The 24,516-nt window shown below is 64.9% G+C and carries 24 protein-coding genes; 11 read left to right on the top strand and 13 right to left on the bottom strand.

The annotated features are described in order from the left end of the window. Positions 1-4: 4 nt before the first annotated feature. On the bottom strand, positions 5-1,258 hold the full coding sequence (locus NG696_RS04170; RefSeq protein ID WP_248761977.1) for a branched-chain amino acid ABC transporter permease: 1,254 nt from the start codon (positions 1,256-1,258) through the stop codon (positions 5-7). A gap of 520 nt (positions 1,259-1,778) precedes the next feature. On the opposite strand from NG696_RS04170, the gene NG696_RS04165 reads away from it, so the two are divergent. Then, entirely contained in the window at positions 1,779-2,663 is an 885-nt protein-coding gene (locus NG696_RS04165) for a Bax inhibitor-1/YccA family protein (protein WP_252574170.1), read from the top strand. Positions 2,664-2,764: 101 nt separating this feature from the next. Here NG696_RS04165 and galK read toward each other — a convergent pair whose 3' ends face one another. Continuing rightward, complete coding sequence (gene galK, locus NG696_RS04160; RefSeq protein WP_252566701.1) at positions 2,765-3,919, bottom strand: galactokinase; 1,155 nt, start codon at positions 3,917-3,919, stop codon at positions 2,765-2,767. A 77-nt stretch (positions 3,920-3,996) separates the two neighbouring features. Continuing rightward, complete coding sequence (gene galT, locus NG696_RS04155; RefSeq protein WP_252566425.1) at positions 3,997-5,169, bottom strand: galactose-1-phosphate uridylyltransferase; 1,173 nt, start codon at positions 5,167-5,169, stop codon at positions 3,997-3,999. Positions 5,170-5,321: 152 nt separating this feature from the next. On the opposite strand from galT, the gene NG696_RS04150 reads away from it, so the two are divergent. From NG696_RS04150 to NG696_RS04135, 4 genes are read left to right on the top strand one after another with little or no spacing between them, the layout of a single operon-like run. Then, positions 5,322-6,281: an aldose 1-epimerase family protein gene (locus NG696_RS04150; protein ID WP_252566422.1), complete on the top strand. Its 960-nt coding sequence runs from the start codon at positions 5,322-5,324 to the stop codon at positions 6,279-6,281. 40 nt (positions 6,282-6,321) lie between these two features. After that, a complete protein-coding gene (locus NG696_RS04145; RefSeq protein ID WP_252566419.1) occupies positions 6,322-7,635 on the top strand; it encodes an AI-2E family transporter in 1,314 nt (437 codons plus the stop codon). 42 nt (positions 7,636-7,677) lie between these two features. Then, on the top strand, positions 7,678-8,916 hold the full coding sequence (gene ilvA / locus NG696_RS04140; RefSeq protein WP_111906269.1) for a threonine ammonia-lyase: 1,239 nt from the start codon (positions 7,678-7,680) through the stop codon (positions 8,914-8,916). Positions 8,917-8,924: 8 nt separating this feature from the next. Then, positions 8,925-9,542: a rhomboid family intramembrane serine protease gene (locus NG696_RS04135; protein ID WP_252566417.1), complete on the top strand. Its 618-nt coding sequence runs from the start codon at positions 8,925-8,927 to the stop codon at positions 9,540-9,542. A gap of 53 nt (positions 9,543-9,595) precedes the next feature. Here the strand turns inward: NG696_RS04135 and greA are convergent, their stop codons facing one another. Together greA and NG696_RS04125 are read right to left on the bottom strand one after the other, a co-directional pair. Continuing rightward, positions 9,596-10,090: a transcription elongation factor GreA gene (gene greA / locus NG696_RS04130; protein ID WP_056343498.1), complete on the bottom strand. Its 495-nt coding sequence runs from the start codon at positions 10,088-10,090 to the stop codon at positions 9,596-9,598. Positions 10,091-10,241: 151 nt separating this feature from the next. Further along, positions 10,242-10,700: a DUF4307 domain-containing protein gene (locus NG696_RS04125; protein ID WP_248761972.1), complete on the bottom strand. Its 459-nt coding sequence runs from the start codon at positions 10,698-10,700 to the stop codon at positions 10,242-10,244. A gap of 144 nt (positions 10,701-10,844) precedes the next feature. Between NG696_RS04125 and mca the strand changes: the two genes are divergently transcribed. After that, positions 10,845-11,750, top strand: coding sequence for a mycothiol conjugate amidase Mca (gene mca / locus NG696_RS04120; protein ID WP_252574167.1), 906 nt, complete (start codon positions 10,845-10,847; stop codon positions 11,748-11,750). Between the two features lie 114 nt (positions 11,751-11,864). After that, entirely contained in the window at positions 11,865-12,224 is a 360-nt protein-coding gene (locus NG696_RS04115) for a hypothetical protein (protein WP_252566413.1), read from the top strand. 39 nt (positions 12,225-12,263) lie between these two features. Here the strand turns inward: NG696_RS04115 and trhA are convergent, their stop codons facing one another. Next, positions 12,264-12,986 carry a PAQR family membrane homeostasis protein TrhA gene (gene trhA, locus NG696_RS04110; protein ID WP_252566411.1) on the bottom strand — a complete coding sequence of 241 codons (723 nt, stop codon included), beginning with the start codon at positions 12,984-12,986 and terminating at the stop codon, positions 12,264-12,266. A 154-nt stretch (positions 12,987-13,140) separates the two neighbouring features. Here trhA and NG696_RS04105 point away from each other — a divergent pair, with 154 nt between their 5' ends. Together NG696_RS04105 and phoH2 are read left to right on the top strand one after the other, a co-directional pair. Continuing rightward, positions 13,141-13,902: an isoprenyl transferase gene (locus NG696_RS04105; protein ID WP_252566700.1), complete on the top strand. Its 762-nt coding sequence runs from the start codon at positions 13,141-13,143 to the stop codon at positions 13,900-13,902. 241 nt (positions 13,903-14,143) lie between these two features. Continuing rightward, positions 14,144-15,574: an RNA 5'-3' helicase PhoH2 gene (gene phoH2 / locus NG696_RS04100; RefSeq protein ID WP_252566410.1), complete on the top strand. Its 1,431-nt coding sequence runs from the start codon at positions 14,144-14,146 to the stop codon at positions 15,572-15,574. A gap of 65 nt (positions 15,575-15,639) precedes the next feature. On the opposite strand, the gene NG696_RS04095 is transcribed toward phoH2, so the two are convergent. Next, entirely contained in the window at positions 15,640-16,287 is a 648-nt protein-coding gene (locus tag NG696_RS04095; protein WP_252574164.1) for a GNAT family N-acetyltransferase, read from the bottom strand. Between the two features lie 70 nt (positions 16,288-16,357). After that, positions 16,358-17,152, bottom strand: coding sequence for a hypothetical protein (locus NG696_RS04090; RefSeq protein ID WP_252574162.1), 795 nt, complete (start codon positions 17,150-17,152; stop codon positions 16,358-16,360). A gap of 59 nt (positions 17,153-17,211) precedes the next feature. Between NG696_RS04090 and NG696_RS04085 the strand changes: the two genes are divergently transcribed. Next, entirely contained in the window at positions 17,212-17,769 is a 558-nt protein-coding gene (locus NG696_RS04085) for a prepilin peptidase (protein ID WP_058929652.1), read from the top strand. Positions 17,770-17,907: 138 nt separating this feature from the next. On the opposite strand, the gene NG696_RS04080 is transcribed toward NG696_RS04085, so the two are convergent. The 5 genes from NG696_RS04080 to NG696_RS04060 all read right to left on the bottom strand — a co-directional run bounded on the left by NG696_RS04080 (position 17,908) and on the right by NG696_RS04060 (position 23,246). Continuing rightward, complete coding sequence (locus tag NG696_RS04080; protein ID WP_252574159.1) at positions 17,908-19,611, bottom strand: MDR family MFS transporter; 1,704 nt, start codon at positions 19,609-19,611, stop codon at positions 17,908-17,910. Next, a complete protein-coding gene (locus tag NG696_RS04075) occupies positions 19,608-20,126 on the bottom strand; it encodes an acyl-CoA-like ligand-binding transcription factor (RefSeq protein ID WP_308291941.1) in 519 nt (172 codons plus the stop codon). Before NG696_RS04075 ends, NG696_RS04080 begins: the two co-directional genes overlap by 4 nt. 317 nt (positions 20,127-20,443) lie before the next feature. Next, complete coding sequence (locus NG696_RS04070; protein WP_056348011.1) at positions 20,444-21,865, bottom strand: class II fumarate hydratase; 1,422 nt, start codon at positions 21,863-21,865, stop codon at positions 20,444-20,446. 76 nt (positions 21,866-21,941) lie between these two features. Beyond that, a complete protein-coding gene (locus NG696_RS04065) occupies positions 21,942-22,556 on the bottom strand; it encodes a carbonic anhydrase (RefSeq protein ID WP_252566397.1) in 615 nt (204 codons plus the stop codon). Positions 22,557-22,565: 9 nt separating this feature from the next. Continuing rightward, the gene (locus NG696_RS04060) at positions 22,566-23,246 is read right to left on the bottom strand and encodes a DUF4245 domain-containing protein (RefSeq protein WP_252566394.1); all 681 of its coding nucleotides are present in this window, start codon (positions 23,244-23,246) and stop codon (positions 22,566-22,568) included. Between the two features lie 219 nt (positions 23,247-23,465). Between NG696_RS04060 and glpX the strand changes: the two genes are divergently transcribed. Beyond that, positions 23,466-24,488, top strand: a complete 1,023-nt coding sequence (gene glpX, locus NG696_RS04055; RefSeq protein WP_252566698.1) for a class II fructose-bisphosphatase — start codon at positions 23,466-23,468, stop codon at positions 24,486-24,488. Positions 24,489-24,516 lie beyond the last annotated feature (28 nt).

Below are 24,516 nucleotides of genomic sequence, written 5' to 3'. Positions count from 1 at the left end.
CTTCCTATCCCACGCGCTCGCGGCGGCCCAGAATGCCTTGCGGCCGGATGAGCAGGACGATGATCATGACGCCCAGGGGTATGACGTATTTGAGGTCTGCGGGGGCCCCGAAGACAGTGGTCAGTTCAGTGAAGATACCAACGACCACGGAGCCAACGAGGGCTCCGAAAACGGTCCCGAGACCGCCCAGGGTGACTCCGGCGAAGATCAGGAGCAGGATCTGCGAACCCATGTTGAACGAGACGCCGGGGCGGTAGTAAGCCCACAGAATGCCGCCGAGGGAGGCGAGCACGCCGCCGACAATCCACACGATGCGGATGACGCCGTCAACGTCGATGCCGGAGGCTGCGGCCAGTGCGGGGTTGTCAGCGACGGCCCGGGTGGCCTTGCCGAGCCTGGTCTTCATCAGCACCAGGCCCACGATCAGGATGACAATGGCGCTGATGATGAGAGACCACAGATTATTCGGGGAGATGGAAATCGGCCCGAGCTGGATCTCGGCACTTTGAGCGCCGGGAAGCTGCTCGGTACCCCCGCCGAAGTAAAACTGGATGACATAGCGGGCGGCGAGGGCGAGCCCGATGCTGACGATCATCATGGGAACGAGGCCGGTGCCGCGGCCTCGCAGGGGCTTCCACAGCCAGGTGTCCTGCGCGTAGCCCACTAAGCCTCCGCCCAGCAGTGCGACGACGATGGCCAGCCAGAACGGCGCTCCCACGGCATTGAGAACAAAAACCAGGACGGCACCCAGCGTGACCATCTCGCCGTGGGCAAAGTTGGTCAGGCCTGTGGTGCCGAAAATGAGTGAGAGGCCAACGGCGGCAAGAGCCAGCAGGAGGCCGAAGCTGAGCCCAGCGACGAGCCTGTTCGTCAGGTCCTGCGCGAAATTGCCCTGCTGGACGACGATCCCTTCGCCGAAAGCGAAGATGGTGGTTTGGTTGGAGGTCTGGCCGAATGTCAGCTGGCGGGGGTTCTCCTGGCCATCTGCCAGTTTTATTCCCTCAGGAAGAGTTCCTTCATCCAGTTCGATTTCGTACGTACCCGATTGCGGGACGCTGATCGACCAAGATCCGTTGGCCGCCGACGTGGCGGAACCTTCGAACCCTTGGCCAGTGACACTGATTTTGACATCGGCCAGTGGGGCCCCTGCGTTGCGGAGGAATCCGCTGATGCTGAACGGCGAACTGGTAGCCGACGGGGATGGTGTCGGAGACGGCGAAGTGGCCTGTGATGCCGGGGCGACGACGAGCAGGATCATCAGGACAGAGGCAAAGACGGCCCCTATCACTTTCAGCAATCCGCTCGGCCGTCTGTGCGGCAAGCCTTTGGGTGTACTTCTCAAATGAAAATCCTCCACTTGGGTGGGGTGGCCAGGGATGCGCCATTGCAACCACTGCAAACGTCACGGGACGGATGGTCGCGTCTCTCCAGGTTGGGGCCTGATTGTGATATCCGTCACCGTGTGTGGTTTATGTTACAGCTCGGCAGGGGCAAATTTTAGGCTGGGGGGAGGTCGGCTGGTAGCGATCGCATAACAACTGCGTTACAGCCATGGCGCATTGGCAAAGTGTTCGCGAATCAACTTCTGTTGATCAGGGGTATTCCTCAGGGGGGCCTGGCCTGCGCGCGGCCCGGCGGCGCGGGCGACTGTCCACGCGGATGTATCACGGTTGTGTTTCGGCGCCATGGACGGGGAACTTATTGGGGCGTGAGCGCGTAGATATTGGTAGCGTGGTTCGTAAGTCACGACTCAACCCTTTACTTGGAGGACACCAGCAATGGCACTTGGCGGAAACCCGATCTTCAACGGAAAGAAATTCCGTGGAGCAACGCAGGCACCGCGTGTCCCGCAGGCACCCTACGGACAGGCACAGTATGGCCAGCGGGCTCCCGGCCAGGTCATGGATCCCCAGAACGGTTGGGGCCAACAGCAGAACATGACCGATGAGCAGTTGCGCCAGATGTACAACAAGCCGGCCGCAGGTCCCGCGGACACCGGCCGGATGACGTACGACGACGTCATCGTCAAGACTGCTGCCTGCCTCGGAGTCCTGCTGGCCGGTGCCGCGGTGACCCTGTTCGTCAGCATGGGGCTGGCCAGCATCCTGATGATCATCGGTGCGCTGGGCGGCTTCGTCCTGGCACTGGTCAACACGTTCAAGAAGCAGCCTTCGCCAGCCCTGATCCTGGCCTATGCCGGGCTCGAAGGCCTGTTCCTCGGCGGCCTCACTCGCGTGCTTGACCTGATGTACCCGGGAGTCGGCTTGCAGGCCGTCATCGGCACGCTGTCCGTGTTCACCGTGACGCTGCTCCTGTTCAAGAGCGGCAAGGTGCGCGCCTCTCCCAAGGCCATGAAGTTCTTTATGATCGCCCTGGTGGGTTACGGCCTATTCTCCGTGGTCAACCTGGTCATGATGATGACGGGTATGACGACGGAACCCTTCGGCCTGCGCAGCGGCATCATTGGTGTTGTCATCGGCATCCTGGCCATTGGCCTGGCCGCGTTTTCCCTGGTCATGGACTTCACCAGCATCGAAGCCGGTGTGCAGAGCGGCGCTCCGCAGCGCTTCTCCTGGACCGCTGCCTTTGGCCTGACGGTCACCCTGGTCTGGCTCTACGTGGAGATCATCCGCGTCCTGGCGATCCTCCGCGGCGAGGACTGACAACAAACCCGGCGTCCGCCGTCGTAATCTCAACTCAAGAAGAAGAGGGCCCCACCGATGCAATTCGCATCAGGCGGGGCCCTCTTTTTGCGGTATCAGCGCTACGAAATGCGCATGGCTCCTGCTGCCGGGGTCACCGTGAAGATGTCAGGGGCCGTGTAGCCGGCTTCTTCGAAGGCGCGTACGACGGCGGCGCGCACCTGCTGCTCCGACGTCACCGGGGTGAGGGCGATCGCTGCCCCGCCGAAGCCACCGCCGGTCATCCGGGCGCCGATTGCGCCGTTGGCGCGGGAGGTGGCCACCGCCAGATCCAGCTCCGGGCAGGAGATCTCAAAGTCGTCCCGCATGGAAACGTGGCTGGCGTCCAGCAGGGCACCGATGGAAACGGGGCCCGCACTGGCCAGCAGGTCCACGGTCTGCAGCACCCGGACGTTTTCGGTCACGATATGGCGCACGCGCCGGTAGGTCACCTCGTCCAGGAGGCCGGCGGCTTCTTCCAGGTCCTCCAACCGGACGTCACGCAGTGCCTTCACGCCCAGGACCTCGGCGCCCAGTTCGCAGGACGCGCGGCGGGAGGCATACCCGCCGTCGGCATGGGAGTGGGAGACCTTGGTATCGATCACCAACATCACCAGCCCTGCAGGTTCTGCTTCGAAGGGAACCAGCTGAACGCTCTGGTCGCGGCAGTCCAGGAAGACTGCGTGCCCCTTGGATCCGCGCAGCGACGCTGACTGGTCCATGATGCCCGTGGGGGCGCCGACAAAGTCGTTCTCAGCGCGCTGCGTGGTGAGGACCATCGCCTCGGGTTCAAGCCCAGCTCCCGTCAGATCATTCAGGGCTGAGATGACCGCGCATTCGATGGCGTGCGATGAGGACAGGCCGGCGCCCAGGGGAACGTTGGAATCAAGCAAAAGGTCCACGCCCGGAACGGTGATGCCCTGCTGCTGCAACGCCCACATCACACCGAGCGGATACTTCGTCCAGCCCTTGGCGGAAGCCGCGGCCAAAGAGCCGAGGTCGGCGGTGACAATGCCGTGGTCACCATAAGTGGACAGGAGCCTGACCGTGGAGTCCGGACGGACTGCAACAGCCACCCGGGCGGTCTTATCGATCGCGAACGGGAGCACAAAACCCTCGTTGTAGTCGGTGTGCTCGCCGATGAGGTTAACGCGTCCCGGTGCCTGCCAGACGCCGTCGGGAAGCCTGCCAAACTCCTGCTCAAAGCGGGCGGCCAGGTCCGCGGTGCCGGGCTGCACTGTGTCCAGGTCCGCCGTGCCCGGTTCCGCAGGGCTGGTCAGCGGGGTCTGGGCAGTTAGCGGGTCAGGGGAGGCGCTCACGCGTGTACTCCTTCAGGCAGGGCCCCCAGAGGGGCGGAGGAAGTGGCTGCAGGGGCGGGGCTGGACTCCGGAACCACCACGGCACGGAGCCGTTCCGCCACGCTTTCCGGGGTGGTGTCATTGATAAAGGCGCCCATGGCGGCTTCGGAGCCGGCCAGGAACTTGAGCTTGTCCGCTGCCCGGCGGGGCGACGTCAGCTGGAGGTGCAGGTAGCTGGCGGGGCGCAGGAGGTCATCAAGAGGGGCCTGGTGCCAGGCGGAAATGTAGGGCGTCGGCGTCGGATAAAGGGCATCGAGCCGTTTGAGTAGATCAAGGTAGACATGCGCCAGTTCATCCTTTTCCTCACCGCTCAAGGCGGCCAGGTCGGGTACCTGCCGGTGCGGCACCAGATGGATCTCCAGCGGCCAGCGGGCAGCGAACGGCACGTAGGCGCTGAAATTCTCGCCTTCCATCACCATTCGGCTCCCGTCCTCGCGTTCCGCTCGCAGCAGCGAGCCTGTGAGCGTCTGCCGCCCGTCGGACCCATCATAGAACTTGCGTGCGGCCGCTCCGATGACCCCTGCCCGGGGCGTGACGTAGGGGTACGCATAGATCTGGCCGTGCGGGTGGTGGAGGGTGACGCCGATGTCGGCCCCGCGGTTTTCGAACGGGAACACCTGCTTGATCCCCGGCAGTTTGCTGAGGACTTCGGTGCGGTGCGCCCACGCCTCAACTACAGTCCGGGCGCGGGCCTCACCCAGGCCACTGAAGGATCCCGTGTGTTCGGGCGTGAACGCCACTACTTCGCAGCGTCCGTACGCTGGTCCGGTGGTGCCCCAAGCCGGAGTGGACGGCACCGGCCCCACGGCCGGGCCCAGCGACGGGAAGCGGTTTTCAAACACCACAACGTCGTAGTCGGGCGCGGGGATCTCGGAGGGGTTGTTCGGGGTGGTGGGGCAGATGGGGCACTGGTCCGCAGGCGGGAGGTGGGTGCGGGACTGCCGGTGCGCCGCGACGGCCACCCACTCGTCGGTGAGGGCATCGAAGCGTACTTCGCCAGGCTCGCCGCGCTCGGGCAAGGGCCGGTGGTCGGTGGTGGTGGCCGCCGTGCGGGGCTTGGCAGTGGCGCCGTCGTCGAAATAAATCAGCTCCCGGCCATCGGCGAGCGTGGTGGTGGTGATACCTGTCATGGCGGGGGTCCTTTGCATGCTGGTGCCGGCAGATGCCGGGCGTCCGTTGCCTCGATCATCCCATATTTCGCTCAAAAAAGAATAGTTTTACACAAAAGATAACATTTCGCAGTGATGGCAGGCAGTCCTTGCCCCCTGTTACGGTGGTGCTCATGACTTCGAGCGCAACCCCGGACGCGAGCACTCCCGCCGGATTCCAGACCTACGCCACCGGCCGGCAGTACGAACTCCGCAGGGGTGACGCGTTCGCAGTTGTGACTGAGTTGGCGGCCGGCCTGCGGCTCTACAGCCGCGCCGGTGTCCAGCTCACCGAGACCTATGGGGACGCCGAGATTTCCCCCGGCGCCGCCGGGATCACCCTCGCCCCCTGGGCAAACAGGGTGGAGGACGGGGTCTGGTACCTGGACGGCAAGAAGCAGCAACTGGACATCACGGAGGTTTCCCGGAACAACGCCAGTCATGGACTGCTCCGCAACTCCGCGTACAGCCTCGTTGATGAATCGCAATATTCCGTGACTCTCGAGGCGACCGTCTTCCCGCAGCATGGCTACCCCTTCCTGGTGCGCCACCGGGTCCGGTACCTTCTCGCTGAGGACCTTGGCCTGGAAGTCCGCCAGACGCTGATCAACGATTCCAACGCGCCAGCGCCGTTCGTCCTGGGCGCCCACCCGTACCTGCGGCTGGGCGACGCGGACGTGGACCAGCTCACCCTGACCGTTGCCGCCGGCACCCGCCTGGTGGCGGACGAGCGCCTGATCCCGCGCAGTGCGGAGCCCGTCAGCGGGGACAGTGACTTCCGCAGCGGCCAAAGGGTGGGGGACCTTGAGATCGATGTAGCCCTCACTGACCTGACGTTCGATGGCGGTGCGGCCCGCCATGTGCTCAGCGCGCCTGACGGCCGCAGTGTCACGTTGTGGCAGGACGAATCCTGCGGCTATGTCCACATCTTTGTGACAACTGAGCTGCCCGGCAGGCCCAGGGCGGTGGCCATCGAACCCATGACCGGTCCGGCCAACGCCTTCAACTCGGGTGAGGGGCTGCGGTGGCTTTCGGCCGGGGAAACGTTCACGATGGCCTGGGGGATCGATGCTGTCCTGGGCGGGGCCGGGTAGCCGTTTCGCATAAGGGGCGGTGCTGAGGAAGTATTAGGCTATGACGCCAGCCGAGGACGCCACCCCATCCGATTCAAAGCCCACAGGCACGGCGCCGGATACGGTCCGGCCGGTGGAAACTGTCCGCCCGGCCCGGGTGCGTGCGGACCGGGAGCTTGAGCAGGACATTCCCTACGGTATCCGGATCGCTGCGTCGTGGGCCTGGCGGCTTGGTCTCATCCTGTTGATGGCCAGCGCCCTGATTTGGCTGCTCAGCCGGATCAGCTTCCTGATTATCCCCGTTATGGTGGCCGCGCTGCTGGCCGGGCTGCTGAGCCCGGTAGTGCGCTGGCTGCAGAGCAGGCGCCTGCCAAACGGCGCCGCGGTGGCCATCACGGTTCTGGGGTTCATCGGTGTGATTGCTGGCGCCCTTGCCTTGGTGGGACGCCAGCTGGCTTCAGGTTTCGGCGAATTGTGGTCCCAGGCGCTGACGGGCGTGAAGCAGATCCAGGACTGGCTGGCCGACGGACCCCTGCACCTCACCGCCGACCAGATCGACCAGTACCTCAAGGAAGCATCCGCCGCACTCCAGAACAACAGCAGCAGCATCCTCAGCGGTGCGTTGTCCTTCGGCAGCACCGCGGGCCACTTCGCCGCGGGAATGGTGCTGGCCCTGTTCATCCTGATCTTCTTCCTGCTCGAAGGCGACAGGATCTGGGCCTTCCTGGTCCGCCTCCTCCCGAAGAAAGCGCGTGCGGCAACGTTCGGTGCCGGACGCAAGGGCTGGGCTTCCATGGTCAGCTACGCACGGATCCAGATGTTTGTTGCGTTTGTTGACGCGGTAGGCATCGGCGCCGGCGCGGCCATCATCGGGGTGCCGCTGGCCCTGCCCCTCAGCGTGCTCGTCTTCATCGGCTCGTTTATCCCGGTGGTCGGTGCCCTGGTGACCGGGGCCATCGCCGTCCTTCTGGCCCTGGTGGCCAACGGGCCGGTCAACGCCCTGATCATGCTGGCTATCGTGCTGCTGGTCCAGCAGCTGGAGAGCCACATCCTGCAACCACTCGTAATGGGCAAGGCCGTGTCCCTGCATCCGGTGGCTGTGATCCTCTCTGTGGCGGCGGGTTCGTACCTCGCAGGTATCCCCGGCGCGCTGTTTTCAGTGCCCATTCTCGCTGTAGCAAACTCCGCGATTCGCTACATCGCGGCCAGAACGTGGGAACATGAACAGGTGCTGGCAATCCCCGGAGGGACAGTGACGCCAGGCCCGGACCATGATGATTCCATCAGGGATGTCCGGTTGCCGGGCCGCTGGCCCAAACGCGGCAAGGACGCCGCAGCCAGCACAGAAGCAGCCAATCCGGACGCCCAGGCCTGAGCCAAGGCGCCGGAGCCGTAACCACCCAAGGAGAATAAGTCCGTGAACACCCTTGAAACCCTTCCCGTCACGCTGGACGATGTCCTGGAGGCGCAGAAGCTGCTTGAGGGGATTATTATGCGGACCCCGGTGGAATCGTCACGGGCCTTGGGCGGGATGGTGGGCGGCGACGTCTTCTTCAAGTGCGAAAACCTGCAGCGGGCCGGATCGTTCAAGGTCCGCGGTGCCTACGTTCGCATGGCCAAGCTCTCGGCTGAGGAGAAAAAACGCGGTGTTGTGGCCGCATCAGCCGGAAACCACGCACAGGGCGTGGCCGTAGCGGCCAAAAGCCTGGGCATCAAAGCCCGCATCTACATGCCGCTGGGCGTAGCCCTCCCGAAACTGGCGGCCACCCGCAGCCACGGCGCAGAAGTCATCCTCCACGGCCACAACGTGGATGAGGCCCTCGCCGAGGCGCAGCGCTACGCCGATGAGTCCGGCATGGTCTTTGTGCACCCTTTCGACAATGTTGATGTGGTGTCCGGCCAGGGAACCATCGGCCTGGAAATTCTCGAGCAGATCCCCAATGTGGACACCGTCCTGATGGGTGTGGGCGGCGGCGGGCTGTTGGCCGGCGTCGCTGTAGCCATCAAGGCCCGGGCCAGGGAACTTGGGCGGGAAATCCGCATCATTGGTGTCCAGGCCGAAAACGCCGCGGCTTATCCGCCGTCCCTCGCCGCCGACGCCCTGGTTCCGCTGAAGAAGGTGTCCACCATGGCTGACGGCATCGCCGTGGGCCGGCCCGGACAGCTGCCCTTCAGCATCATCCGTGAGCTCGTGGACGATGTTGTCACCGTCAGCGAGGATTCCCTGGCGCGGGCCCTGATCTTCCTGCTGGAACGGGCCAAGATGGTGGTGGAACCCGCTGGAGCCGTGGGGGTTGCCGCCTTGATGGACGGCAAGATCGAAAACCCCGGCACCACGGCCGTGATCCTGTCCGGCGGCAATATCGATCCGATGCTGATGCTCAAAGTCATCCAGCGGGGCCTGTCCGCCGCCGGGCGCTACATGACCGTCCGGATGATGCTGGATGACCGGCCAGGTTCGCTGGCCACTATCGCCCGCATCATCGCCGAAAACGATGCGAACGTCACGGGCCTGGACCACACCCGTGTTGGCGGCTCCATCAGCATGGGCGACGTTTCCATCACCGTGAACCTCGAAACCAAGGGCCACGAACATTGCGAGCAGGTCCTCGGCGCCCTTCGTGCCGAGGGTTTCCAGCCCATTGTGGTGCACTAGGAGCAGCCATGCTTGACGCGACGGGGGACGGAAAGCCGCGGAACCGGGAAACCACAGCCTCGCGGGCGAAAGGCGGGCTGTTGGTGGCCGGCGGCTTTGTGGCGGTGCTCTTTGTGATCGAACTGATCAACATGGTGACTCTGCACGCACTGAACCGGACCTTTGGGCTCCGGCCCCGGTCCGCGGACGGGCTTCTGGACATCCTGACGTTCCCGCTGCTGCACGCCAATCTGAACCACCTGCTGTCCAATGCCCTGCCCCTGATCGTCTTCGGCTTCCTGGTGTTCCTCTCCGGCGTGAGGGTGTTCCTGACGGCCCTCGGGTTCAGCTGGCTGGGCTCCGGACTGACAGTGTGGCTGATTGGCGACGGCGGCATCACCGTCGGCGCCTCCGGCCTGGTTTTCGGGTTGTTCGCCTTCCTCCTGGTGCGGGGTTTCTTCAACCACAGCTGGCGCCAGATCCTGCTCGCCGTGGTGCTGTTTATGGTCTACGGCGGCATCCTGCTGGGGGTGCTGCCCATCATGGGCAGCTACATCTCCTGGCAGGCGCACCTCGGCGGAGCAGCAGGCGGAGTTGTCGCTGCCCTGTTGCTGCGCCCCAACCACGCAAGAACGCCGGCCCCCTGACGGGGACCGGCGTTGGCCAGGCCTGGTTGGCCTGAAACGATCAGTGTGAAGCGTCAGCCTGCGTAAGGCTTGGCGGAGAGGATTTCCACCGTGATGTCCTTGCCGTTCGGAGCCGTGTAGCTGAGCTTCGCGCCCTCTTTGTGGCCGACGATTGCGGCGCCGAGGGGTGACTTCTCACTGAACACGTCCAGGTCTGAATCGCCGGCGATTTCGCGGGACCCCAGCAGGAATGTCTCTTCGTCGCCGGCGATCCGGGCAACAACGAGCATGCCGGGCTCCACAATGCCGTCGTCAGCGGGGGACTCGCCCACGTGGGCATCGCGCAGAAGGGCCGTCAGCTGGCGGATCCGGGCTTCGATCTTGCCCTGCTCTTCTTTGGCCGCATGGTAGCCGCCGTTTTCCTTCAGGTCGCCCTCCTGCCGGGCAGCTTCAATCTTCTGGACAATCTCCGCACGGCCAGGGCCGGAAAGGTGGTCCAGCTCTGCCTTCAGGCGGTCAAAAGCTTCCTGGGTGAGCCAGGCTGCAGGCGCGCTGTTGGTGGTAGACACGGACTTCTCCTAATGGTCGTACATGCAAAAGACCCCGCAACGGTGGCCACTTATGGAACTCAGCAACCAGCTCAGCGGGGTAAAGGTATTGACCCATTGTAGTCAAAACTCTGGACATACCCAACCGGGATGGGGCATAGATCACACGGCGCTACGTCCCGGCACCCGGAATCCAGCAGTCGTCCACCACACCGGAAACGGACAGGGACTCCGTCCGGAGTGTCACGCGCTGCGAAACTGTCCTCCCGCCGTCGGCCGTTCCGTCAGCTTCCCCGGGCGGGATGTCCACTACTTTCCAGCCCACCACTGCGAACTTGGAGTCGAGGGCCTTGACGGCGCACTTGACGGCCGTCCCCGGTTCCCTGGTGACCTGGAAATCAACCTCGGCCGCAGTGGCATCGATGGTGCTGAAACCGATGTCCTTGAACGTCACGTCAGAGCCGGCTGAGGACGTGGAGACCCAGGCCATGAACCCCACTCCGGCCGCCAACGCTGCTACGGCGATGCCACGTTTGACCGCACGCGGGAGGGGCTGCTTCTTACTGCCATAACGATTGGCTAGGCTAGTGTCTGCAGGCGGGGACACGGCGGGCTGATCCTGGGTAGTCACCAGTCCAGTTTAGTTCGATTCCAGGCCGTGGCCGTCCGGTCCGGATCAGCACCCCCGGCACAGCTATCCCGTCCGTCCAGTCATGCAGTCCCTTCAGTCCAGTGGCCGTCACAGCAGCCGCAGAAGAAAAAGGAGCCGTCCTCGATGACAGCGTCCACCAATACCCCGGCAACGCTGAGGCTGCTAGCCGTTCATGCGCACCCGGACGACGAGTCCAGCAAGGGCGCCGCGACCATGGCCATGTACGCCGCCACCGGAGTGGAAGTCATGGTGGCCACCTGCACCGACGGATCCCGCGGAGACATCCAGAACCCTGCCGTGGAAGGCGAGCCGCATCCCAAGCGGGACATGGCCGGGGCGCGCCGGCTGGAAATGGACCAGGCGGCCAAGGTACTTGGCGTCCAGCAGCGCTGGTTGGGATTCACGGACTCCGGGCTGCCCGAGGGCGATCCTCTGCCGCCGCTGCCGGCCGGATCCTTCGCCGTCCAGCCGCTGGAGCGCGCCGCGGCGCCGCTGGTGCGGCTGGTCCGGGACTTCAAGCCGCAGGTGATCGTCAGCTATGACGACAACGGGGGATACCCGCACCCGGACCACATCATGGCGCACCGGGTGGCAGTGGAGGCATTTGCGGCTGCGGGTGACCCCAGCAGGTATCCCGACGCCGGAGCGGCCTGGGAACCCAGCAAGCTCTATTACGACAGGGCCTTCAGCCCGGACCGGTTCCGCGCACTGCATTTTGCCCTGGAAGAAGCAGGCCTGCAGTCCCCGTACGCCCAGCGGCTGGCCGCGTGGCTGGAAACGGATGCGGAAGGCCACACCCCGCCGCAGGGTGCCCATGCCACCACCACGCAGATCGACTGCGGGGACTTTTTTGAGGCCCGCGACGACGCACTCCGCGCGCACCGGACGCAGGTGGATCCGCTGGGGTTCTTCTTCGCCGTGTCGGCCGAGATGCAGCGCCGCGTGTGGCCGTGGGAAGACTACTCCCTGATCGAGTCCAGGGTCCCCGCCGAATTGCCCGAAAAGGACCTTTTCGCCGGGCTAAGATAGAGCGGCAGCATATTCTATGCCGTGTAGAAAAGCTGTGGGCTGGTCCGGGTCCCGCGGACCCGCCTCCGGAATCCCCGGCCGGCTGCCCATCAGTTTCCACAGAAGGTTTGAACCGTGCATCACTTGCTCCTCGCCCTGACCACCACCCCCTCACCGCTGCCGACGCCCGGCCTGCGTGAGGGCATCTCCGAGGACCAGATCACCCCGGGCTTGTGGGGCTTCATCATGACGGCTTTCTTTGTGCTGGCCACCACGCTGCTGATTGTAGACATGGTCCGCCGCATCCGCCGCGTCCGCTACCGCGCACAGGTGGAAGAGGAGCGCCAGGCAGCGGCCGAGGCCGCGGACATTGAAGCTGCGGACGGCCACGACGGCCTCGGTGTTGCCGGCGACACGGATGCGTCCGGCGACAAGGCTGGCCTCGAAGACAACGGTCACGGCCAGGCCGCCGACCGGTCCCAGCCCCGCGACTGAAGCGGGCCGAACTCCCGCGTTCCTACCGGCCTCTACAGTTCAGCTGAGGACTGCGATGGCGATCGCCGTGAAATGTGCTGCGAAGGCCAGGACCGTCAGGGCATGGAAGAGTTCGTGGAAGCCAAAGTGCTCGTAGCTGAAGTTGGGTTTCTTGAGCGCGTAGAACACGGCACCGGTGATGTACAGAATGCCGCCCACACAGATCAGGACGGCGGCGGGGACGCTGGCCGCGAAGAACTCAGGCAGGTAGAACAGCGACCCGCAGCCCAGGGCGATGTAGATCGGCACGTATAGCCAGCGCGGCGCGTCCGTCCACAGCAGCCGGAACAGCACCCCGAGAATGGCCCCGGACCAGATGACCCAGAGCAGCAGGACCGCCTTGGGCTGTTCCAGGAGCGACCAGGCCAGGGGCGTATAGCTGCCGGCGATGACCAGCATGATGTTGGTGTGGTCCAGGCGCTTGAGGACAACCTTCACGCCCGGAGACCAGTTGCCGCGGTGGTAGATGGCACTGATGCCAAAAAGCAGGACGCCGGTGGCAGCGTAGATGGCCGAGGTGATCTTGCGGTCCGTAGTGGGGGCGAGGACCACCAGGACGAGGCCCGCTGCCAGGGCCAACGGAGCCGTGACGGTGTGGATCCAGCCGCGCCACTTGGGCTTGATCATCAGGAGCTCGGCCAGCCGGACGGCGGCGTCGTCCAGAGGGCTGTGGCCGTGGTCCGCCGAGGGCGCGCGGGGGCCGTCAGGAGTCTGGCTGTTCATGGCTTCAGAATATCCTCTCTTTGGATAAGTTACTCACGGGTAACAATCATGGCAGGTCATCCGGGAACGTCCCGTCACGCCGGTCCCGGTCCCGGACGGTAGCCTAGGATGTGCAATGCCGTCGAACAGCAACGGAAGTCAGGTGAGTCTCCTCGTGGAATTGCGCGGGTTCCTTTATGACTTCTACGAGAGGCGGCTGCTCAGCGAGTTGGCCGGCGGCCGCATTCCCAATCACATCGGCGTGATGGTGGATGGCAACCGGCGCTGGGCCAAACAGTTCAACGCACCCACTAGCCAGGGCCACCAGGCCGGCGCGGACAAGATCCATGAATTCCTCGGCTGGTGCCAGGAGCTTGGGGTCAAGGTGGTCACGCTCTACATGCTGTCCACGGACAACATGAGCCGGTCCAGCGAGGAGCTGGATCTTCTGATGGGGATCATTGCCAACACCCTGGACCGCCTGGACGAGGACGCCAACATCTCGGTCAACGCCATGGGCGCCCCCGAGCTCCTGCCCGACTACCTGGCGGAACGGCTCAACAAGCTCACCGCCCGCACACCGGTACGCGAAAAGATCCATGTCAACGTTGCGGTGGGCTACGGCGGACGCCGCGAAATCGTTGACGCCGTGCGGGAGCTGCTTCACGACGCCGTCGCCAAGGGCTCGGACATTTCGGCCCTCGCCGACACGCTATCCGTGGACGATATTTCCCGCTTCCTGTACACGCGCGGCCAGCCGGATCCGGACCTGGTGATCAGAACCTCCGGGGAGCAGCGGCTGTCCGGGTTCCTGATGTGGCAGAGCGCGTACAGCGAGTTCTACTTCTGCGAGGCCTTGTGGCCCGCCTTCCGCAAAGTGGACTTCCTCCGCGCCCTTCGCGACTACGCAGGCAGGCAGCGGCGCTTCGGGACCTGATCCGGCCGGTCCGTTCATCCGGAATTCACAAGCCGGCAACAGGAATCGCCGACGGATGGCACCGGAAATTACTGGACAGGGAATTACGTTATATCCATCAGCAGGCAAAAACGCCGGCTGATCGGGGAGGCCAGTACATGGAGCGAAATTTCGCACCGGTTGTATGGGAGGCCGGACCCGGCCTCCAGGCCGAGCCGCCTCACCAATAACAATTCCGGGCGTGCCCGGGGCTGGAGTCGATGTGGCTATTTCTGAACAACTGCCCGAGGCCGTTTTTGACCAGGGACAGAAAGCTACCTCTCGCACCACGCGAGCCACCTCACAAACCGGTGCAGCAGACGAAAAATCTGCGGCCGGTTTTGCTGTCTCCGGAAGGGACGCCACCATTAGCAGCTTCGTCATTGACACCTCCGTCCTGCTCTCGGATCCACGGGCGCTGCTGCGCTTCGCCGAGCACGAAGTCATTGTTCCAATCGTTGTCATCACGGAACTTGAGGGGAAACGGCACGACCCCGAACTGGGCTACTTTGCCCGCAAGGCGCTCCGGCTGCTCGATGATCTCCGCGTGAAACACGGTGGCTTGAGCAAACCCATCCCCATCGGAAACGAAGGCGGCACCCTCCTGGTGGAGCTGAACCACATTTCCGCCGACGTGCTCCCCTTGGGTTTCCGCAGCGGCGACAACGACAGCCGCATCCTGGCCGTGGCCAAGAACCTGGCCAATGAAGGCCGGAACGTCACCGTGGTGTCGAAGGATCTCCCCATGCGGGTCAAGGCCTCCGCCATGGGACTTACTGCCGACGAATACCGCAACGAGCTCGTGAAGGATTCGGGCTGGACCGGCGTCGCCGAGGTGGAAGCCAGCGAGGACGAAATTTCCACCCTGTACGGCCACGAGCCCGTCTTCATCCCCGCAGCCGCGGAAATGCCGGTCAACACCGGGCTGGTGATTCTCTCCAACCGGGGCTCCGCCCTGGGCCGGGTGGGCGCCGATAAGCAGGTGCGGCTGGTCAAGGGGGACCGGGACGTGTTCGGGCTCCACGGACGTTCCGCGGAGCAGCGGTTGGCCATCGATATGCTGATGGACCCCGCCGTCGGAATCGTTTCAGTCGGAGGACGGGCCGGCACCGGCAAATCCGCGCTGGCCCTGTGTGCCGGCCTGGAAGCCGTGCTGGAACGCCGCGAGCACCGTAAGGTGATCGTCTTCCGTCCCCTCTACGCCGTGGGTGGCCAGGAACTTGGCTACCTGCCCGGCTCCGAGTCGGAAAAGATGAACCCCTGGGCCCAGGCGGTCTTTGACACGCTCGGCGCCCTGGTCAGCCAGGAAGTCGTGGAAGAAGTCATGGACCGCGGCATGCTTGAGGTCATGCCGCTGACCCACATCCGCGGCCGCTCCCTGCACGACGCCTTCGTGATCGTCGACGAGGCCCAGTCACTCGAGAAGAACGTCCTCCTCACCGTGATGAGCCGCATCGGCCAGAACTCCAAGATCGTCCTCACCCACGACGTCGCCCAGCGTGACAACCTGCGCGTCGGCCGGCACGACGGTATCGCCGCCGTTGTCGAAACCCTGAAAGGACACCCGCTCTTCGGCCACATCACCCTCACCCGCTCGGAGCGCTCCCCGATCGCAGCCCTGGTAACCGAGCTCTTGGAGGGCGCAGAAATCTAGGTTAAGTAGGTGAGGGGCCGTGGTCCGGTTCGTCCGGCCACGGCCCCTCTCCATCGCAAACGCCCTCAGCCGACGCCAAGGAACTTGGCTGCTGGTTCGTGGCCCCTGACCTGGAGGGTCCAGTCGGGGCGTTTGAAGGTTGCGGGGGTGAGGCGCACTTTTTGGACTTCGACGGCCTTGCCGCCCCAGGATTGCCTGTTGGTGCCGTTGAGTTCATACCCGAGAGCGCGGGACACGCCCAGGGAGGCGGCGTTCCAGGCGGCGGCTTCGGATTCGGCCACTTCGGCGCCGAGCCAGTCGAACGCGTAAAGAGCGACGGCGGCCCGCATCTCCGTGCCGAGCCCCTGGCTGTGGAGGGACTGCTTGAGCCAGGAGCCGGTGCTGACGGTTTTGAGGGTGGCAAAGTCCTTGGCGCCGATGTCCTGGCAGCCGATGAATTCGTCCTGGTACCAGATGCCCAGGAGCAGGCTCCAGTCCTCATGTGTGGCCTGGCCGCGGCAGCGCCAGTACCACTGCGCCATGTTGTGTCCTAAAGTTTCCGCCGGCAGTTCCGTCCATGGAGTGCTGAAGGGGCTCCGTCCGGGTTCGTGGACTCCGCTGGCGGCCGCTGCAACTGCGGCGGGAATGTCGGCGTCGGTTATGGGACGCAGCACCAGGCGGGGCGTGGTCAGCTTGAGGCCGAAGAGGGGCCAGATGGAAGTCAGCGCGGTCATCAGGGAAGCCTAGCCCAGGGCGGGCCACGGTAGTCTGTCAAACGCCGGTGATGGCGAGCAGGACCCGCGCTCAGGCGCGGATGTCCCAGCTGATGTGGCGGCGGACGTCCGTAAGGTTCATGGACTCGGCCACGAACAGGTCGTCCAGCATGTATTCGTCCACGGCGAGGATCCGGATCCAGTGCCCGTAATCCGGGGTTGCCGCTTCCAGTGACTGGCTGGCCACGCAGACGCCGGTTTCCAGGTCAATCCGCACCCGGTTGCTGCCGGGCAGGCAGAGCGGAGCGGCAGGATCCGTTGGATGGTAGGACGCGGTAGGCGTCACGGTTGCCTCCAGTGCCGGCCGGCCATCGTGTTCGACGCGGCGAGCGGCGTCGACGTCCACGGCGTTAGTGCCCGGGAACTCAATGGGGACCGGTGCGTTCCCGGCGAGTTCCACGGGATCAAGGGCAGCCGAGAAACGGCCGTTCCCGAAGCCCGGCTCGCCGTATGCTGCCTCCGGCCGGCGCCTGACCAGGCCGCGGTCGTCGTAAACGGGCGCCACGAGGTGGGGCGGCAGCAGCCAGGACTTCCGGGTGGCGCTGACGTACAACCCGTCCTTGGAATCGTTGATGCCGGTGGTGCTGTGGAGGACAAGCCGGTCAGCGGTTTCCAGGCGCAGCGCCCCGGGCCGGCGCAGCCAGGCGCGGACCAGCGGTGCGGACGGGTCGGGGACGTCGGAAAACGGTTCATCCCAGTATTCAAAGCGCAGTGACTGCCATTTCCAAGGGGAAGACCGGCAAAGGTTCCGGAACATGGTGCTCAGGTCTGCAGCGGCGGCGCTGCCCTCCGGATCCGGCCGGCGCCTGGTGTCCCATGTCGACATATCCACAGTTTACGCGTGGGCTCAGCAGTGCGGCGCGCGAATCCAGTAGCATCCGAGGGGTGATCCGACGACTCGATGGACTGTGGGACGCCACCCCGCTGGCGTTCTGGCTGGTGCTGGCCGCATGTGCCTACTTTTTGGTTATGGCGGCCCGGCTGACGGTGATTGACGTTCGCCACCATCTGCTGCCCAACCGGATTGTCTTCCCGTCCTACGGTGTGGCGGGGGTTCTGTTGCTCGCGGCGGCCTTGGTGCACGTGATCGCCGGTCCTGCCGCGCTCGTGGGGTCACCCGACGGTGCCGCCGAGCTACTGGGGATCCCGGCGCTTCGCATCCTGGCCGGGGGCGCGGTGCTGTGGGCCTTCTATTTTGTCCTGCGGATGGTTTACCCGCCCGGCATGGGCTTTGGCGACGTGAAGCTGGCCGGCGTCCTGGGGATGTACCTTGGCTATCTCGGCTGGGGGCACGTTTTTGCCGGGACCTTCGCGGCTTTCCTGCTGGGGGGCCTCTGGTCCATGGCCCTGCTGGCGGCCCGCCGCGGCACCTTGAAGTCTTCCATCCCGTTCGGCCCGTTTATGCTCGCCGGCGCCACTGCCGCCATGCTCCTGCCCGCTTAGCGCGAGAGGACACTTGCGGCCCCGGTCCGCAGGCGCCACGAAAACAACAGGGGCGCCGCAACCCCCAAGATCGCGGCGCCTCTGCGGGCTTTTTGCTGCGGCTTCTGCCGCTAACGGCTTACAGCCGTACGACGCCGGTCAGCGGCGCTGGGAGACCAGCTCGCCGTCGTCGTCCTTCAGGCTGTCCGCGGGGTCAGGGACGGCGGTAGGCTCCTTCTCCGTTCCGCCCTTCATTAGGGCCAGGTGCTCTGCTTCCAGCAGCTCTGCCTCCTCGCCGCCGATGGCCTCGCCCCGGGCCACCATGCCGGCGGTGTCCGAAAGCGGGATCTGCTTCAAGGTGATGGCCAGGATCAGCGCGAGGGCGATGAACGGCACCAGATACCAGAAGACCGGAGCGAGGGAGTCCGCGTAGGCGTTCACGATTGCGTCGCGCAGCTGGTCCGGCAACTGGCTCAGGGCCTGCGGGTCCAGGGTGCTCGTGGACTGCGAGGCCTGCTCCGCTGACGCTCCGGCGCCGGTGAACGCGCTGGTCAGCGACTCCGAGAGCCGGTTGGTGAAAATCGCGCCGAACACTGCCACGCCCAGGGACGCGCCGACTTCGCGGAAGTAGTTGTTGGTGCTGGTTGCCGTGCCGATCTGATCGGCGGGGACAGAATTCTGCACCACCAGGACGATGACCTGCATGATCGAACCCAGCCCTGCGCCGAACACGAACAGCTGGACGCAGATGACCCAGATGGGGGTTTCGGCAGTCAGGGTGGTGAGCCACAGCATCGCCGCGATCGTCAGGGAGGCACCGAGGATGGGGAACATCTTGTACTTGCCGGTCTTGGAGATCCGGATCCCCGAATAGATGGCCATGCCCATGAGGCCCACCATCATGGGCAGCATCAGAAGTCCGGATTCAGCCGCAGAGGTCCCCGAAGACATCTGCAGGAACGTGGGGACGAAGGCGATGGCGGCAAACATGCCCAGGCCCAGCGTAAAGCCGATGGCCGTGGCGTTGACGAAGATCCGGTTCTTGAACAGGCTGAGCGGGATGATGGGATCCTCCGCCCGGCGCTCCACCATAACGAAAGCTGCGGCGGAGATGAGCATTCCGGCACCGAAGGCCCACGTCAGCGGTGAATCCCAGCCTTCATCCTTCTTGCCGCCGAAGTCGGTGAAGAAGATCAGGCAGGTGGTCGCGGCGGACAGCAGGATCACGCCCAGGATATCGATCCGCTTTTCGGCCTTCTTGTTCGGCAGCGTCAGCGTGAACCAGGCGGTGACGAACGCGGCGATGCCGATGGGGATGTTGATGTAGAAAGCCCATTCCCAGGTCATGTGGTCCACGAAGAATCCGCCGAGCAGCGGGCCCGCCACGGCGGAGAGGCCGAAGATGGCGCCCAGGGGGCCCATGTACTTGCCGCGGTCCTTCGCAGGGACGATGTCCGCGATGATGGCTTGCGAGAGGATCATCAGGCCGCCGCCGCCCAGGCCCTGGATGGCGCGGAAGATGACAAAGCCCCAGAAATCGGTGGCCAGGGCGCAGCCCACTGAGGCGAGGGTAAACAGGGCGATGGCCACAAGGAACAGGTTTCGGCGACCCAGGACGTCACCGAACTTGCCGTAGATGGGCATCACGATGGTGGTGGCAAGCAGGTAGGCGGTGGTAATCCAGGCCTGGTGCTCTACGCCGCCGAGTTTGCCCACGATAGTGGGCATGGCGGTGGAGACGATGGTCTGGTCGAGGCTGGAGAGCAACATGCCGGCAATGAGCGCCGAGAAGATGATCCAGATGCGTTTCTGGGTCAGCAGCAGCGGGCCGGCTGCCGCTTTGGGACCGACGGTAGTGGTCATGATGATCCTTTGGACGTGGTGGGGAGGTTCTGCGCGAACAGGGTCTTGAGGGCCCGGGCGTCTTCGAGGAGCAGCTCGGGAAAACTGCGGGTGTTCGACGCCGAGAAGTAGGTTCTGTGCGCGTGGTGGGCTACGGCGGTGATCGCGGTGACGGCCATGACCACTACCGGGTGATCGGCGGGGACGCCTTCACGTTGGGCGATGAGCTGGCGGGATGCGGCCTCGCGTTCGGCGCTGATGCCGACGATTTTTGCCACAAGTTGGGGTTCTTTTTTGATCGCGGCGATGAGCTGGCGGACATCCGTGGCGGACTCGGAGTCCACTTTCGACGCCCAGATGTCCAGGGTGAGCTGGATGAGGTCGGCCAGCAGGGATTCGGAGATGGTCCCCGGTTCGCCGCCGCCGGCCAGGAAGCCGGCCATCAGTTCGCCGGGGTGCTCGTCGTCGTGATGGCCGAGGATGGCGTCTTCCTTGGTGGGGAAGTAGTTGAAGAACGTCCGGCGGGAGATGCCCACTTCTTCGCAGACCTCCTCGACCGNCGGCGGGAGATGCCCACTTCTTCGCAGACCTCCTCGACCGTTAAGCCGTTGAGCCCTTTGGCCGCGGTCAACGAGCGCGCGGCGGCGGTGACAGACTGGCGCGTCTGCTGGCGCTTGCGTTCCCGGAGGCCGCCGTCGATGTTTGCACTATTTTCCATAGAGTAAAGTTTTGCACTAGATAATAAAGAGTGCAAAAAGAATGCAGGCACCACGTACGACGGCGGCCGGCGCCTTCCGTGGGGAAGGTGCCGGCCGCCGTCGAACGTTCGTGCTGGGTGCCTTGGGGCTCGGGGCTATGCCTTGTGCGGCGGGCGCGTCATGGACATAACGTCCAGGGCGGTATCCAGCTGCTCTTCGGTGACCTCGCCGCGCTCCAGGAAACCCATGGCGACGACGGTCTCACGGATGGTGAGGCCCTCGGCCACGGCCTTCTTGGCGATCTTCGCCGCGTTCTCGTAGCCGATGTACTTGTTCAGCGGGGTGACAATCGAGGGGGAGGCCTCGGCGAGGAAGCGGGCGCGTTCCACGTTGGCGGTAATACCGTCGATCATCTTGTCCGCCATGACGCGGCTGGTGTTGGCCAGCAGGCGGATGGACTCGAGCAGGTTGGCGGCCATCACGGGGATGCCGACGTTGAGCTCGAACGCGCCGTTGGTGCCGGACCAGGCGATGGCGGTGTCGTTGCCGATGACCTGGGCGCAGACCATGATGGACGCTTCGCAGATGACAGGGTTGACCTTGCCCGGCATGATCGAGGAGCCCGGCTGCAGGTCCGGAATGGCGATTTCGCCGAGGCCGGTGTTGGGGCCGGAGCCCATCCAGCGGAGGTCATTGTTGATTTTCATGAAGGAGATCGCGATGTTGCGCAGCTGGCTGGAGCCTTCGATGAGGCCGTCGCGGTTGGCCTGGGCCTCGAAGTGGTCGCGGGCCTCGGTCAGCGGCAGGCCGGTGTCCGTGGCGAGCAGTTCGATGACGCGTTCCGGGAAGCCGGCCGGGGTGTTGATGCCGGTGCCCACCGCGGTGCCGCCGAGCGGAACTTCGGCAACACGGGGGAGGGCGGCGTTGATGCGCTCGATGCCGTAGCGGACCTGGGCTGCATAGCCGCCGAACTCCTGGCCGAGCGTCACCGGGGTGGCGTCCATGAGGTGGGTGCGGCCGGACTTGACAACGTCCTTGAACTCCACGGCCTTGCGCTCCAGCGACTCGGCCAGGTAGCCAAGCGCCGGGATGAGGTCGTTGATCAGGGCCGAGGTGGCGGCAACGTGGACCGAGGTGGGGAAGACGTCGTTGGAGGACTGCGAGGCGTTGACGTGGTCGTTCGGGTGGACAACTTTGTCACTCCCGGCGGCTTTGAGGGCACGCGTGGCCAGCTCGGCGATGACCTCGTTCATGTTCATGTTCGAGGACGTGCCGGAACCGGTCTGGAAGACGTCGATGGGGAAGTCGCCGTCGTACTTGCCGGCAGCTACCTCATCGGCAGCCGCAGCGATCGCCTTGGCCAGCTCGCCGTCGAGCACCCCAAGTTCTGCGTTGGCCTGCGCGGCAGCCTTCTTGACCCGGGCCAGCGCCTCGATGTGCGCGCGTTCCAGGGTCTTGCCGGAGATGGGGAAGTTTTCAACTGCACGCTGCGTCTGTGCACGGTACAGGGCGTTCACGGGGACGCGGACTTCGCCCATCGTGTCGTGTTCAATGCGGAATTCTTCAGTGGAAGTCATGGGGCTAGCTTAGGGCGATCGGGGGCCCGGACTAAAACCGTGAACCGCATGCTACGGGCATTGATTCGGGCTGGGCCTAGACGTTGCCGATCCCGGAAACCACGTTCGCGCGGCCCTCGGCGAGGCTGTAGGAGAGGCCGATCACCGCGGCACGGCCGTCCTCGATTGCGGCGGAAATCACACGGGAGCTGTCCACAAGGCGCTGGGACGTCTGCTTGACGTGCTCCACCACCATGTCGTTGATCTCGTGCTCGCCGTTCCGCATGGACGTCAGCACCGAGGGCGTGATGCGCTCCACCAGGTCCCGCATAAAGCCCACGGGCATGTTGCCGGTGTCCACTGCGGACTTGGTGGCACTGACGGCGCCGCAGCTGTCATGCCCCAGCACCACGATCAGCGGCACCCCCAGCACACTGATGCTGTACTCCAGGGAGCCCAGTACGGCGTCGTCAATCACCTGGCCGGCGGTGCGCACCACGAAGGCGTCCCCCAGGCCCAGGTCGAAGATAATCTCCGCGGCGAGCCGGGAGTCCGAGCAGCCGAAGATCACGGCAAACGGGTGCTGGTTTTCCACCAGCGACGACCGGCGGGACGCGTCCTGGTTCGGGTGCGACGATTCGCCGGCAACAAAGCGTTCGTTGCCTTCGCGCATGCGACGCCAGGCAAGGGCGGGGGTCAGGTAGGTAGCCACGGGCTTACTTTACGGGGCGGTGCTGGCCGGCGGCGAAACTGTGACGGCCGGGTTGGCTTCCATGGACTGCACGACGGCGGCGGCGAGTTCGGCGAATTCGTCCACCTGAGCGCTTCCCGTCAGGACAACGGTGGTTCCGCGGTAATTCAGCACCATGCTTTTCTCGCCTTTGCCGGTGTCACGCAGCTCCCAGTCCTGTCCGCCCGCCGCACGCGTTCCCGTCACGGGAGCGCTCTTGGTCTGCTGGACGAGCCAGGTGGGGTTGGACTGGCGGGTCTGGACCAGGCCGATGAAGGACTCGTTCGGTGTCAGGTAGCCAACTTCCCAGGTGGGAACGCCGCTGCCGCTGCCCGACTCCCATCGTGCGTAGTTGGACGTGAATGACTTGCCGGTGTCCGGTGTTACGGGTGTGAATCCCGCCACATCCGTGGCGTTCCGGGCTACTGCGCTGACGTCGATGTCCGGGCGGAATCCGTCGCTCTTGGGGAGCGGGTTCATCAGGATGATGGGCAGGAAGGCGGCGATGCTGACCACCAGGGCAACGATCATGCCGATCACGGAGGCGTTGGCGCGCTTCGCCGCGGCGGCCGGGATTACTGGGCGGACGGGGGCTGCGTTGGCCGTGCCGGCGCCGTCGCCTTTAGCTCCGGAGTCGGAGGGGCCGGGCCCGGGGCTGGTTTTTTCCTGCATTTCACTCACCCCTCTATAGTCGCTCATGTTTACGCGCAACTCACAGTCGGGGGAGTGCGGGGGACTCCGGGCCCATGTTGCAGGGGGACGTCATGCCACGCCCCGGAGGCGCCGCCACGACTATGATCAGTATCAGAGGAATCACCGCACCGGCTGAATCCGGCCGCGCGGGTCCAATGATCGCCACTCGAAGAAGAGGTTCACGTGTCACCAGCGCCTATGACCCAGCAGTACTCCACGATTTCCCCCTCCCTGGCCGTGGGCATCGACGAGCCAGACCGCAACCTCGCCCTTGAACTTGTCCGCGTCACCGAGGCCGCGGCCATCGCCGGCGGCCACTGGGTTGGTTTCGGCGACAAGAACAAGGCGGACGGCGCGGCCGTTGACGCCATGCGCTCCTTCCTTCACACGGTCCACTTCAACGGCGTTGTGGTCATCGGCGAAGGCGAAAAAGACGAAGCCCCCATGCTGTTCAACGGCGAACACGTTGGCGATGGCACCGGCCCCGAGTGCGACGTTGCCGTGGACCCGATCGACGGCACCCGCCTGGCCGCCCTCGGCATCAACAACGCTTTGGCAGTCCTCGCCGTGGCTGAGCGCGGCTCGATGTTCGATCCGTCCGCCGTGTTCTACATGGAAAAGCTCGTCACGGGCCCGGAAGCCGCCGACATGGTGGACCTCCGCCTGCCGGTCAAGCAGAACCTGCACCTGATCGCCAAGGCGAAGGGCGTGAAGGTCAACCAGCTCAACGTCATGATCCTTGACCGCGACCGCCACCGCCCCCTGGTCGAAGAGATCCGCGAAGCCGGCGCACGCACCAAGTTCATCATGGATGGCGACGTTGCCGGCGCGATTGCCGCAGCCCGCTCCGGCACGGGTGTCGACGCCCTCATGGGCATCGGCGGCACACCGGAAGGCATCGTTGCAGCCTGCGCCATCAAGTCCCTCGGCGGCGTCATCCAGGGCCGGCTCTGGCCCACCAGCGACGACGAGAAGCAGAAGGCCATCGACGCCGGCCACGACCTGGACCGCGTGCTGTCCACCAACGACCTCGTGTCCAGCGACAACTGCTACTTCGCGGCCACCGGCATCACCGACGGCGATCTCCTTCGGGGCGTCCGCTACTCCAAGGACAAGGTCCTGACCCAGTCCATCGTGATGCGGTCCAAGTCCGGCACCATCCGCTTTGTTGACGGCGAGCACCAGGCCAGCAAGTGGGAAGGCTACGCCCGCAAGAACTAACAGGCATTCTGCGCGAACGGACACTTGA

The sequence above is a fragment of the Pseudarthrobacter cellobiosi genome (genome assembly GCF_023913755.1).
GTDB lineage: Bacteria > Actinomycetota > Actinomycetes > Actinomycetales > Micrococcaceae > Arthrobacter > Arthrobacter cellobiosi.
This window is presented reverse-complemented; position numbering and strand designations above follow the sequence as displayed.